This is a genomic window from Rhizobium sp. BK196 (assembly GCF_014193255.1).
Classification (GTDB): domain Bacteria; phylum Pseudomonadota; class Alphaproteobacteria; order Rhizobiales; family Rhizobiaceae; genus Rhizobium.
The window spans coordinates 328,266-340,895 of the sequence record NZ_JACHZB010000003.1; the positions used below are offsets into that span (position 1 = coordinate 328,266).

General features: G+C 59.6%; 12 protein-coding genes. 8 read left to right on the top strand and 4 right to left on the bottom strand.

The window, feature by feature from the left end; genetic code table 11:
* Window positions 1–128 precede the first annotated feature (128 nt).
* The gene (locus FHT78_RS12765) at window positions 129–566 is read right to left on the bottom strand and encodes a DUF6163 family protein (protein ID WP_183744097.1); all 438 of its coding nucleotides are present in this window, start codon (window positions 564–566) and stop codon (window positions 129–131) included.
* A 134-nt stretch (window positions 567–700) separates the two neighbouring features.
* On the opposite strand from FHT78_RS12765, the gene hemB reads away from it, so the two are divergent.
* From hemB to FHT78_RS12795, 6 genes are all read left to right on the top strand, one after another.
* Window positions 701–1,714 (top strand): porphobilinogen synthase, encoded by a 1,014-nt coding sequence (hemB, locus tag FHT78_RS12770; RefSeq protein ID WP_183744100.1) that lies wholly within the window; start codon window positions 701–703, stop codon window positions 1,712–1,714.
* Window positions 1,715–1,787: 73 nt separating this feature from the next.
* On the top strand, window positions 1,788–2,246 hold the full coding sequence (locus FHT78_RS12775; protein ID WP_183744103.1) for an RDD family protein: 459 nt from the start codon (window positions 1,788–1,790) through the stop codon (window positions 2,244–2,246).
* A gap of 180 nt (window positions 2,247–2,426) precedes the next feature.
* Complete coding sequence (locus tag FHT78_RS12780; protein WP_183744107.1) at window positions 2,427–3,203, top strand: arginyltransferase; 777 nt, start codon at window positions 2,427–2,429, stop codon at window positions 3,201–3,203.
* Window positions 3,203–4,081: a DMT family transporter gene (locus FHT78_RS12785; RefSeq protein WP_183744110.1), complete on the top strand. Its 879-nt coding sequence runs from the start codon at window positions 3,203–3,205 to the stop codon at window positions 4,079–4,081. Before FHT78_RS12780 ends, FHT78_RS12785 begins: the two co-directional genes overlap by 1 nt.
* Before the next feature lie 57 nt (window positions 4,082–4,138).
* A complete protein-coding gene (locus FHT78_RS12790; RefSeq protein ID WP_183744113.1) occupies window positions 4,139–4,360 on the top strand; it encodes an AbrB/MazE/SpoVT family DNA-binding domain-containing protein in 222 nt (73 codons plus the stop codon).
* Window positions 4,360–4,749: a type II toxin-antitoxin system death-on-curing family toxin gene (locus FHT78_RS12795; RefSeq protein WP_183744116.1), complete on the top strand. Its 390-nt coding sequence runs from the start codon at window positions 4,360–4,362 to the stop codon at window positions 4,747–4,749. Before FHT78_RS12790 ends, FHT78_RS12795 begins: the two co-directional genes overlap by 1 nt.
* Here FHT78_RS12795 and FHT78_RS12800 read toward each other — a convergent pair.
* Together FHT78_RS12800 and parC are read right to left on the bottom strand one after the other, a co-directional pair.
* A complete protein-coding gene (locus FHT78_RS12800; RefSeq protein ID WP_183744121.1) occupies window positions 4,739–5,233 on the bottom strand; it encodes an SRPBCC domain-containing protein in 495 nt (164 codons plus the stop codon). The two genes, FHT78_RS12795 and FHT78_RS12800, sit on opposite strands and share 11 nt — an antisense overlap.
* Before the next feature lie 181 nt (window positions 5,234–5,414).
* The gene (gene parC / locus FHT78_RS12805; protein ID WP_183744124.1) at window positions 5,415–7,670 is read right to left on the bottom strand and encodes a DNA topoisomerase IV subunit A; all 2,256 of its coding nucleotides are present in this window, start codon (window positions 7,668–7,670) and stop codon (window positions 5,415–5,417) included.
* Window positions 7,671–7,899: 229 nt separating this feature from the next.
* Between parC and FHT78_RS12810 the strand changes: the two genes are divergently transcribed.
* Window positions 7,900–9,090 carry a hypothetical protein gene (locus tag FHT78_RS12810; RefSeq protein ID WP_183744126.1) on the top strand — a complete coding sequence of 397 codons (1,191 nt, stop codon included), beginning with the start codon at window positions 7,900–7,902 and terminating at the stop codon, window positions 9,088–9,090.
* 70 nt (window positions 9,091–9,160) lie between these two features.
* On the opposite strand, the gene aspS is transcribed toward FHT78_RS12810, so the two are convergent.
* Window positions 9,161–10,951 carry an aspartate--tRNA ligase gene (aspS, locus tag FHT78_RS12815; protein ID WP_183744128.1) on the bottom strand — a complete coding sequence of 597 codons (1,791 nt, stop codon included), beginning with the start codon at window positions 10,949–10,951 and terminating at the stop codon, window positions 9,161–9,163.
* A 251-nt stretch (window positions 10,952–11,202) separates the two neighbouring features.
* Between aspS and FHT78_RS12820 the strand changes: the two genes are divergently transcribed.
* On the top strand, window positions 11,203–12,594 hold the full coding sequence (locus FHT78_RS12820) for a multicopper oxidase family protein (RefSeq protein ID WP_183744131.1): 1,392 nt from the start codon (window positions 11,203–11,205) through the stop codon (window positions 12,592–12,594).
* Window positions 12,595–12,630 lie beyond the last annotated feature (36 nt).

Below are 12,630 nucleotides of genomic sequence, written 5' to 3' on the forward strand. Positions count from 1 at the left end.
TTGACTGCCTCACTGTTTTGTTTGGCGGTGTCGTTTTCTTCCCGCCTTGAGTGAGACCCTATCGAATACATATAAAATTCGACTTAAACCGCAGGCTTAACAGAGGCTTACGAAATCCCCTTGATGTATCAGGGTAAATCAACGCTTACCTGACGGCGCTGCCGGCGTCGCTCCAGCCACAGGGAAAGCCTGAAAATCCAGTAGATGACGGCGACGATCACATGGAGCAGGATGATCAGGTGGTTGGGGCCGAAGATCTGCGGAAGCAGGCCGTACATGAGGATTTGGCCGCCGGCGGCCAGCACCCAGATGACCGGCCCCCAGGAGACCGTGAGCCAGAGGCCGAGCGAGGCGACCGGGAAAAGAACGGCAAGCGAGGTGCTTGCGACCTTCCATGGCAGGCTCAACAGATCGAAGCGGCCGGCGCCGACAAGCGAGTAGCCGACGAGCATCGCCCAATATTGCAGGCCGAACCAGAAGCAGGAGACGGCAACGAGCCGCAGGAAGAAGATGAAGAGGATATCCGTCAGCGTCCGTTTCGGTATCGTCGGAGAATCGGTTTCCATGGCGGGACATCACACTCGAGTTGCGGCTTCAGTTATTCGGCTTTCATCCGCCGCGGCCAATCGTCCGGTTTGGATTTTCCGGGGCGCATGATAATGACCGCTTCGATAAATGGAATGGCCCAGGGACAGATATCATGCAGGACAAGACGCATCTCGTCGATGAAATCACCGGTCACCGCCGCATGCGGCGCAACCGCAAGGCCGACTGGACGCGCCGGCTTGTGCAGGAAAATCGCCTGACGGTCGACGATCTGATCTGGCCAATCTTCATCGTTCCGGGAACCGGCATCGTCGATCCGATCGCGGCCATGCCCGGCGTCAACCGGATGAGCGTCGACAAGGCGGTCGAGGCGGCGAAGGAAGCGGCCGATCTCGGTATCCCTGCCCTTGCTACCTTCCCCGATATAGAGATGGAATTGCGCGACGAGACAGGCTCGAACAGCCTCGTCGCCAATAACCTCATCAATCAGACGACGGCTGCCATCAAAAAGGCAGTGCCCAATATCGGCATTATTACCGATGTGGCGCTCGACCCCTTCACCAGCCACGGGCATGACGGCATCCTGCGCGATGGCGAGATCGTCAATGACGAGACGGTCGACCAGGTGGTCAAGGCGGCGATCCTGCAAGCCGATGCCGGCGCCGACATCATCGCCCCCTCGGAAATGATGGACGGGCGCATCGGCGCGATCCGCCGTGGGCTCGATGCCGCCGGGCATCAGAATGTCGGCATCATGTCCTACGCAACGAAGTTTTCTTCCGGCTTCTACGGGCCCTATCGCGAGGCGATCAATACCAAGGGCCTGCTGAAGGGCGACAAGAACAGCTATTACATCAATCCGGCAAACGGCACGGAAGCGATCCGCGATGCCGCCCTCGATGTCGACGAAGGCGCCGACATGCTGATGGTGAAGCCGGGGCTTGCCTATATCGACATCTGCTGGCGAGTGAAGGAGGCCTTCGGCCTGCCGACTTTCGCCTATCAGGTCTCCGGCGAATATTCGCAGATCAAGGCTGCGGCGATGAATGGCTGGATCGACGGCGAGCGGGTCATGATGGAAACGCTGCTTGCCTTCAAACGCGCCGGCTGCGACGGCGTCCTCACCTATTTTGCGCCGGAAGTGGCGAAAATCCTCGCAAAAAGGTGATTTTCGGGCGAATTATTGTATTTCCCCCTGACGATACCATATCAGCGGCATCGTCTTTCGAAGGGAGATATGGATGAGCTACAATCCCAACCCGGTCTATGCCGCACCGGAGGACTGGCGCGCCTATAGCGGTGTACTCAGCCGTCGCGTCTTCGCCTTCATCCTCGACTACATCATCGTGGCCCTGCTCTGCATTCCGGCGGCGATCGTTGTGTTCTTCCTGGGGATCGTCACGCTGGGGCTCGGCTTCATTCTTTATCCGGCCCTCTTTGTCATCGTCGCAGGTCTTTATTTCGGCATGACCGTCGGCGGCCCTGCACAGGCTTCGCTGGGCATGCGCGCGATGGGTATCGCGATCGTGCGCGTTGATGGAAGGCCAATGGACTTCATCCTGGCGATTGCGCATCTGGCGCTGTTCTGGATCCTGAATTCGGTACTGACACCGCTGATTCTTCTGGTTGGCTTATTTACGGAGCGCTCGCGCCTGCTGCATGATTTCCTCGTCGGCACGGCGACGGTTCGCACCAACTGATCCATCCCGGCGGAGGCGAAATAAAGTCTCCACCGGCCCTTTGACGGCCACAAAAGAGCGCCATATCCAAGAAATCGAATATTCGATTGCGCGGCACTGAATGTCGCGCGGTTGACGTTTTTTATTCTTGCGTCATGCTGTCTGAATTGACACGCGCTTGAAAGGAAATCTCCGCGAGAGATGAATACGCAGACCACGCCATCCCCGCAGTTTTATCTGACGGCTCCGGCTACCTGTCCGTATCTGCCGCATGAGATGGAGCGTAAGGTCTTCACCCATCTCGTCGGCCCGCGTGCGGCGGAGATGAACGACATCCTGACCCAGGGCGGCTTTCGCCGTTCGCAGAACATTGCCTACCGACCTGCCTGCGAGGCTTGCCGCGCTTGTGTCTCCGTGCGCATCCTGGCGCAGGAGTTCGAACCCACCAAATCGATGAAGCGGGTGCTGACGAACAATTCCGATATCATCGCCACGGAATTTCCGGCTCAGCCGTCTAGCGAGCAATATTCTCTCTTCCGACGTTACCTCGATTATCGCCACCAACAGGGCGGCATGTCCGATATGACCGTGCTCGATTATGCGATCATGGTGGAAGACACGCATGTGAACACCAAAATCATCGAATACCGCCGGCGCGAGGAAGGCTCCGGGCTGGAAACGCGGCCGAAGGGCGAGTTGCTCGCCGCCGCACTGACCGATACGATGAGCGACGGTCTCTCCATGGTCTATTCCTACTTCAATCCTGATCTCGATCGGCGCTCGCTCGGCACTTTCATGATCCTCGATCATGTGCGCCGCACAAGAGCGCTCGGCCTGCCGCATGTCTATCTCGGCTACTGGGTTCAAGGATCGCGGAAGATGGATTACAAGACACGCTTTCAGCCACAGGAACATCTGACGCCGCGCGGTTGGGAACGTTTCGATCCCTCTTCTCTCGAGGACGATCCGCAGGACTGATGCCCCTTCCCCACCTTTCCGATCACCGGAAGGGCCTGCTGCTGACGGCGATCGGCGGATTGGCACTTTCCATGGATATTCCGCTCGTTCGCCTTGCTGACGGCGATATCTGGTCGATCCTCAGTGTGCGAAGCGTGGCGGCGGTTCTTGCCACGCTCGTCATCCTGATTGCGATGCGCCTTTTCTCCGGCAGGTGGCCGCTGCTCGTTCCAGGTCGTCCTGGCCTGCTGGCCGGGCTGCTTTACGGGCTTTCTTCCGTCACCTTCGTATTGGCAGTCTTCAACACGGCCACCGCCAATGTTGTCTTCATCGTCGCCTTCAACCCGATGTTCGGGGCGCTGCTGTCCTGGCTGTTTCTCAAGGAGAAGCCGCAGCCGGCGACGCTGATCGCCATGCTGTTCATGATCTTCGGCGTCGGACTGATCGTACGCGAGGGACTTTCGAGCGGCCATGTCTTCGGCGACGCCATGGCGCTTTTGAGCGCGCTGGTACTTGCTGCCGCCATCACAGTCGGGCGCGCCTCGCGCCGGGAAATGGGTTTCGTGCCGCTGCTTGCCGCAATCCTGCCGGCGGCACTCGGCCTGGTGCAGGTCCTCCCTTCGGCATTGTCAATCGCTCACCCCGGCTGGATCGTCTTCAACGGCGCCATCGTGATGCCGGTCGCCTTCTGGTGCCTGGCGACGGGACCGCGTTATCTCTCTGCGCCCGAGGTCGGCATGTTCTACCTGCTGGAGACGATGCTTGCGCCGATCTGGATCTGGATGATCTTTGCCGAAACGCCAGCCACCATGACACTCGTCGGCGGTGCGATACTGGTTGCGGCAATCGCCAGCCATTCCATCTGGATAGCGAAAGGCAAGAGCGTTCAGCCCGCTTGATCGGCGAGTGATGATGACCTATTTTCTGTTATAACCTTGTTATCACAGGAGGCGCTGATGAACGTCACCATTCGCAAGATCGGCAATTCTGAAGGCGTGATTATTCCGAAGGAAGTGTTGGACCGTTTTGGCCTGAAAGCTGGGGACTCCCTTGAGCTTCACGCCGAGGACGGGCGTTTTTATATGCAGCCTGTTGAGGACGATATCTCCGAAGAACTGGATGCAGCCCGTTTCTTCATGGATAAGTATAAGGTCGCACTCAAGAAGCTTGCGGAATAATGGCGTTCAAATTTCTAAGCCGGCGGCTGGTCGAGCAACTGCATGCGATGCAAATCGACCGGTTTGGCGGACTCGCTGGCCTTCGGGACGAAGGTTCACTGGAATCTGCATTGGGACGTCCAGTCAACAAGGCAAACTATGGCTGCGACGACATCATTGAACTTGCTGCCGCATATCTCTTCGGCCTTGCGCGCAATCACGCCTTTCTTGACGGCAACAAGCGGATAGCCATCGTTAGCTGCGGTGTCTTCCTGCTTCGGCATGGCTATTCGATAGAAACGACAGACGCCCGCCTCTATACCTTCGTTATGGGTGTCGCGGCAGGAGAAATCGACGAGGACGGCGCGACGCGCTTCCTGCGTGATCACACGATCCCGCTTACGCCATAGCGCCGGCGGACTGGCCTGCTTCGGGATTCGACCGTTTCGAACTTGCGGAGAGTTCCAGTTCCCGATCCAGCCCTTCGACGATATGCGTCCAGCCCTGACGGGTCTTTTCCTCGTATTCCGCCCATTCCGCGCACATTTCGTGCGTGAGGGTCAGGCGGCTGCCGCTGCCAAGCGGTTCGATATCGATTTCGACGCGATCGCAATTGTGGTCGTGCTCCTCGACCGAAAAGCAAAAGACAATGCGTCTGGGGCGTTTCAATTCCAGGAATACGCCGTGATGAAAGGCGTCGCCGGTCGGGCGGCGGTCAACGATGATGAAGCGGCCGCCGACGCGCGGATCGACATCGGCGCGGACGACATGGCCGTCATCGGTTGCGAATAAAAAGCGGCGGGCGATTTCGGGATTGAGCCACGCATCGTAAATCGTAGCGGGCGGCGCCCTGTAGCTGTGGGCGACATGCAGCTTGATGGTATTGGCGGGCATCGGCATTCCTCCGTTGGCGGGCCTCCGTTGTCGGGGCCTCCATTGTTCGCGCGCGCTCTCAAGCGCACGGCTGACGGCCATCCCGCCCGCCCGCGGAACGACATTGCCCTTCTTTTTGGTGACAGGACAGAGATAGAGGAATTGCTCCGCCCGCCAAGGGCGGAGCTTCAAAATTCCCGGATCAGCCGGCGAATTTGCCGCTGCGCGGGAAGCCCTTCGGCACCGTGCGGCCGGCGGTGGCGCGGTCGGCCAGCCATTCGGCAAGCTCGTCCTTGTTCTTCGTGAAAGTACGGCCGGCACTGTCTTCCCAGCTCAAGCCATCGGTGATGGCAAAGCAGCGAACGTCGGAAATGCCGCCATCCTTGTAGCGCTGCAGGCGCACGCCCTTGCCGCGCGTCATTTCCGGCACTTGGCTGAGCGGGAAGACCAGCATCTTGCGGTTCTCGCCGACAACGGCGATGTGATCGCCGGACACAGGCACGAGAAGCTTGGTCTCGTCGGGCATGGAGACATTCATGATCTGCTTGCCCTTGCGGGTATTGGCGACCATTTCCGCTTCCGGCACCACGAAACCGTTGCCGACAGTCGAGACGATCAGCATCTTGCGCGCCGCATCGTGGACGAAGGCGGTCAGCACGTCCTGATCGTTTTCCATGTCGATCATGATGCGCAGCGGCTCGCCGTGGCCGCGGCCGCCGGGCAGCTTGTCGCCACCGAGCGTGAAGACCTTGCCGCCGGTCGTGACAATCAGGATCTTGTCGGTCGTCTGCGCCGGGAAGGCGACCTTCAGACCGTCGCCTTCCTTGAAGGCCAGTGTCGACGTATCGGAAATGTGGCCCTTGAGAGCTCGGATCCAGCCCTTTTCGGAGACGACGACGGTGATCGGCTCTTTCTCGATCATCGCGTGCTGGATGGCTTCCTCGTCGGCCTCGGGGGCTTCGGCGAACTGCGTGCGGCGACGGCCGACCTCGGTGGCTTTGGCGAATTTCTTCTTCACCTCGCCGATTTCCCAGGCAACCGTCTGCCACTGTTTCTCGTCGGAGGCGAGCAGCGCTTCGATATCGGCCTTTTCCTTGGTGAGTTCGTCGTGTTCCTTACGGATCTCGAATTCTTCGAGCTTGCGCAGAGCGCGCAGCCGCATGTTGAGGATCGCCTCGACCTGAATGTCAGTCAGATCCCAGCGCGCCATCATGACCGGCTTCGGCTCGTCCTCTTCGCGGATGATGCGGATCACCTCATCGATGTTCAGGTAGGCGATCAGCAAACCGCCGAGGATTTCCAGGCGCCTCTCGATGGCCGCCAGACGGAAGCGCGAGCGGCGCTGCAGGACTTCGCGGCGGTGCGCCAGCCATTCCTTCAGCACCTCGTTCAGCGCCATGACGCGGGGTATGACGCCCATAGACAGGACGTTCATGTTCAGCGGGAAACGGCTTTCGAGCTCCGTCAGCTTGAACATCGATTCCATGAGGATGGTTGGATCGACGGTGCGGCTCTTCGGCACCAGGACGATTCGGATATCCTCGGCCGACTCGTCCCTGATGTCTTCCAGCAGCGGCAGCTTGCGGGCGATCAGGAGTTCGGCGATCTTTTCGATCAGGCGCGACTTCTGCACCTGGAAGGGGATCTCGGTAACGATGATCTGGTAGCCGCCGCGGCCGAGATCTTCCGTCTCCCATTTCGCACGCACGCGAAAACCGCCGCGGCCGGTGCGGTAGCTTTCGATGATGCTTTCTTTGTTATCGATGATGATGCCGCCCGTCGGAAAATCCGGGCCGGGAATGAACTCGACGAGCTTCTCGACGGTAGCATCGGGATGTTTGATCAGATGCAGCGCGGCGTCGCAGACCTCGTGCACATTGTGCGAGGGAATGGACGTCGCCATGCCGACTGCAATGCCCGAGGAACCGTTCGCCAGAAGGTTCGGGAAGGCGCCGGGAAGAACGACCGGCTCGGAATTGGATTCGTCGTAGGTGTCGCGGAAATCGACGGCATCCTGGTCGATACCTTCGAGTAGCAGCTCGGAAACCGCGGTCATCTTCGATTCGGTGTATCGCATGGCGGCGGGACTGTCGCCGTCGATATTGCCGAAATTGCCCTGCCCGTTCACCAGCGTGTAGCGCTGCGAGAAATCCTGCGCGAGGCGTGCCAACGCGTCATAGATCGACTGGTCGCCATGCGGATGATAATTACCCATCACCTCGCCGACGATCTTGGCGCATTTCCGGAAGGCCGCATTCGGCCGCAGGCCCATATCGTTCATCGCATAGACGATACGGCGATGGACCGGTTTCAAACCATCGCGCACGTCAGGCAGTGCGCGGTGCATGATAGTCGACAGCGCATAGCGAAGGTAGCGCTCTTCGAGCGCCGCCTTCAGGTCGACCGGATGAATATTGTCGCCGTCTCCGCCGGAAGGCGGTAAAATCTCTTGTCCCATGGAATCCTGACTAGCTCAGAAGTGCCTGTGGGGCAAGGAATCCGGGCGTTCCGGCTGTGGATGACGTCTTCGTGCCGACACGAAAGACGGAAAAAGTATCACCTGAATTTGGACTTCGTTTGCCGATCCTCTCAACAGAAATTTAGAGGTCTGCAAATATAAAGGCGGACCGTTCCGCAGTAGCTTCATTGCAATAGTCAACGGCACTTGCCATCCAGGGGACTTTCTCATGACCTTTTACCGCACAACGCGGCTGATGCTTTCGAGCGCAGCCATTCTTTCGTTCGCCGGCTCCGCTTTCGCGCTCGACGGACAGGACCTCCTGAAGAAGATCAATGCCGCCTACAGCCAGCAGGGCGGGATGGTCGTCGCTGCCGATAGCGTTGATATCGACGGCACGACCGTCACACTCAAGAACGTCAGCTTCAAGCCGGCGGGCGGCGAAGCTGTCTCCATCGGCGAGGTCACCCTCTCCGGGGTCGAGGAGCAGGACGGCGGCAGCTATTATATTGAAGAGGCCGCATTTCCGGATATCAACTCATCCAAGGACGGCGTAACCATCAGCGCCTCGGACCTGACGCTCGGCGGCATTTCCGTTCCCGCACAACCGGGCGACAGCATCGATGCCATGTTGTTCGCCGAGAGCGCCCATACCGGTGCGATCAAGGTGACCAAAGATGGTATGGAAACGTTCTCCGTCCTCGAAAGCGACATGAACGCCACGCTGCGCGAAGATGCGTCCGGCTTCGATTTCGACGGGGCGTTCAAGAGCTTGAAGGCCGATCTCAGTCAGGCGGGTGATACTCCGGAAAGCAATGAAGCGATCGAGAAACTGGCGCTTCAGCATATCCAAGGCGACATTTCCATGAAGGGTGGTTGGGATCTTGAGCCCGGCACAGTCGATCTTTCCGAGATTTCCTTCGACTTTACCAATATTGGCAAGCTGAATTTCGGCTTCAAAATCTCCGGCTACACGCTGGCCTTCATCAAGTCGATGCAGGACGCGATTACCCAGTCGGAAGCCAACCCGAACAAGGAAGAAGCGCAGCAGGCGTTTGGTTTCGCCATGCTCGGCCTTGCCCAGCAACTTAACTTCGAAGCCGCGCAGATCCGCTTTGAGGATGCATCGATCACCAAGCGTGCACTGGAATATGCTGGCTCGAAGCAGAACGTCTCCGGACAGCAGATGGCGAATTCGCTGAAGGCCATGACGCCGATCATGCTCGCGCAGCTCAACATTCCGGAACTGCAGAATGCCATCTCGGCTGCGGTCAGCACCTTCCTCGACAATCCGAAGAGCCTCACCGTGAAGGCCACGCCTGATAAGCCGGTCGCCTTCCCAATGATCATCGGTGCCGCCATGGGTGCGCCGAACACAGTGCCGCAGATGCTCGGCGTGAAGGTTTCGGCGAACGACTGAGCCTGTTCTGGGCCCAACAAAAAATCCCGGCGATGATCTCGCCAGGCTTTTTTGTTGAAGAGCTTGCGTCTCAGTCTTTCTTTTGCGGCGGGATCGGGCGGATCGCCAGTTCGCGGAGCTGGGTGGGCGTTGCCGGGGTCGGCGCGCCCATCAAGAGGTCCTGAGCCTGCTGGTTCATCGGGAAGAGCGAGATTTCGCGCAGGTTCTTGGCGCCGACGAGCAGCATGACGATGCGGTCGATACCGAAAGCAGCACCACCATGCGGAGGCGCGCCGTACTGGAAGGCGCGATAGAGGCCGCCGAAACGATCCTCGACATCCTGCTGGCTCAAGCCCACCTTTTCGAAGGCGGCGACCATGGTTTCCGGTGACTGGTTACGGATCGAACCCGACGCGATTTCGAAGCCGTTGCAGACGGCGTCGTATTGGAACGCCTTAATCGTCAACGGGTCCTGGTTGGTCAGTGCATCGAGGCCGCCCTGCGGCATCGAGAACGGATTATGGGCGAAATCGACCTTCTTTTCTTCTTCGTTCCATTCGAAGAACGGGAAGTCGACGATCCAGCACAGTTCGAAGCGGTCGCGGTCGACAAGGTTCAGTTCCTCACCCGCCTTGGTGCGGGCTTCGCCGGCAAACTTGTAGAACTTGGCGGGGTCACCGGCGACGAAGAAGCAGGCGTCGCCGTCACCGAGGCCGAGCTGCGTGCGGATCGCGTCGGTGCGCTCCTCGCCAATGTTCTTGGCAAGCGGACCTGCGCCCTCGAGCTTTTCGCCTTCCTTGCGCCAGAAGATGTAGCCGAGGCCCGGCTGGCCGGTCGACTGCGCCCAGGCGTTCATGCGGTCGCAGAAGGCTCTGGAGCCGCCGGTCTTGGCCGGGATCGCCCAGACCTGAACCTTCGGGTTAGAGGCGATCATATTGGCGAAGACCTTGAAGCCGGAGCCGGCGAAATGGTCGGTCACCGCTTCCATGACGATCGGGTTGCGCAGGTCCGGCTTGTCGGAGCCGTATTTGCGGATCGCTTCGTCATAAGGGATACGCGGCCATTCCTTGGTGACCGGCTTGCCTTCGGCGAACTCCTCGAAGATCTTGGTCATTAGCGGACCCATCGTGTTCCAGACGTCTTCCTGGGTCACGAAGCTCATTTCGAGGTCGAGCTGGTAGAATTCGCCCGGCAGGCGGTCGGCGCGCGGGTCTTCGTCGCGGAAGCAGGGCGCGATCTGGAAGTAACGGTCGAAACCTGCAACCATCAAGAGCTGCTTGTACTGCTGAGGGGCCTGCGGAAGTGCGTAAAAGGTGCCGGGATGGATGCGGCTCGGCACGAGGAAGTCGCGCGCGCCTTCCGGCGAGGAGGCGGTTAGGATCGGCGTCGTATATTCGGTGAAGCCGACATTGCCCATTTCACGGCGCATGGCGGAGATCACCTGCGTGCGCTTGACGATGTTCTTGTGCAGCGTCTCGCGGCGCAGGTCGAGGAAGCGGTATTTCAGGCGAACGTCTTCCGGATAGTCCGGCTCGCCGAAGACCGGCAGCGGCAGCTCCTTGGCAGCAGAGAGCACTTCGATCTCCTGCGCGTAGAGTTCGATCTCGCCGGTCGGCATGTTCTTGTTGACGGTATCTTCGGTACGGGCCTTGACGAGGCCGTCGACGCGGATGACCCATTCGCCGCGAACGGTTTCCGCCTGCTTGAAGGCAGGCGAATCCGGGTCGGCAACGATCTGCGTCGTGCCGTAATGATCGCGAAGGTCGATGAACAGCACGCCGCCATGATCTCGGACACGATGGACCCAGCCGGAAATACGGACAGTCGAGCCGACGTCCGATTTACGAAGAGCGGCGCATGTGTGGCTGCGGTAGCGGTGCATGATCTCAATTCCTGGTATTTGGCTTAAGACGGCGGCATGGTCCGCAGACCTGCAGCGCCGACAAGAAAATCGGGCGGACAAGCGCATGGACGCTCTGATTTGTCAAGGCTTGGCGGGGCAAACGAGCCGTTTACGTCAGCGTTTCCGAGGGAGTTGCGGTGCTCGCGCTGCGGCAGTTTGGCCGAAGCCAGCATATTGATGAAGGCGGCAGTCAACTTTAAAAGGAAGCATCGTCAAAGACGGAGTTTCCGATGCCCCTGCTCACACGCCGCAACCTCATCAAGGCTTCCGCCGTCGCCGGCGCCTATGGTGCGGGCATGGCCATTGCGGGACGGTTCGGGCTGGCGGAAGCCGCACCCGAGCCGCGTGTGCTGACGGCGCGAAAGACCGAAGCGCAAATCATCGATGGTTCACCGACGCGAGACATCATGACATGGGGTGACGAGGGCTTGCCGCCCGTTCTCAGGATGTCGCGGGGGAAACCCTACGCCGCGCGGCTGAGCAACAACCTCGACGAGCCGACGACGATCCATTGGCATGGGCTGCGTATCGACAACAAGATGGACGGCGTGCCCTTCATCACGCAGCCCTATGTCTATACGGGGGACAATTTCGACTATCTCTTCACACCGCCGGATGCCGGCACCTTCTGGTATCATCCCCACTGCAACACACTGACCCAGATGGGTCATGGCATGACGGGCGTGCTCGTGGTGGAAGATCCGTCCGATCCTGCCTTCGACGCGGAAGTCGTGCTCAACTTGCGCGACTGGCGGCTCGGCGGTGACGGACAGTTCATCGCGCCCTTCCGCCCGCGCGATGCAGCCAAGGCCGGCACTTATGGCACGATCCGCACCGCAAACTGGCATCAGGAGCCAACATATGATGCGCCCGCCGGCGGGCTGATCCGCCTGCGTATCGCCGTCACCGACGTGACCCGCATCTTCTCGCTGAAGATGGAAGGTGCCGATGCGACGGTCATTGCCATCGATGGCAATACGGTGCCGAAGCGTTTCCTGCTAGACCTGCTGCAGGTCGGACCGGGGCAACGGCTCGACCTTGCCGTTCGCATGCCCGACAGCGAAGGTACGGTTGCAGCGCTGGAAGATATTCGCGGCACGACACCCAAGGTGATCGCGAGACTGCGCGCCACCGGGCAATCGTTGAAGCGCGATATCGGCGATCTCGGCGCGCTCGCAGAAAATCCGGTGCCGAAGGCCGATCTCTCTTCGGCGGAAACGATTCCGCTCGTGCTGTCCGCAACCGCAGAGAACGCCGCCGTCGACAGTATTTGCGGCACGCTCGGCTACAGCTTCTGGGCCATCAACAAGGTCCCGTGGCCGGGCGACACGTCCGATCCGACCGCGCCGCTCGCCGAGCTGAAGCTTGGCAAGAGCTACATCTTCAATCTGGAAAATGTCACGCCGCACACTCACCCGATCCACCTGCACGGCATGAGCTTTACCGTCATCTCATCCTCGACGCGCGAGGTGATACCACTCATCTCCGATACCTACCTCGTGCAGCCGGATGAGAAGGTGCAGCTTGCTTTTGTCGCAGACAGCCCCGGCGACTGGGTGCTGCATTGCCATATCATCGAGCATCAGAAGACGGGCATGACAAGCTATCTTCGCGTGGTTTGATATTATGCCTCGGTTGTCGTCCTGGTGACTCAACGG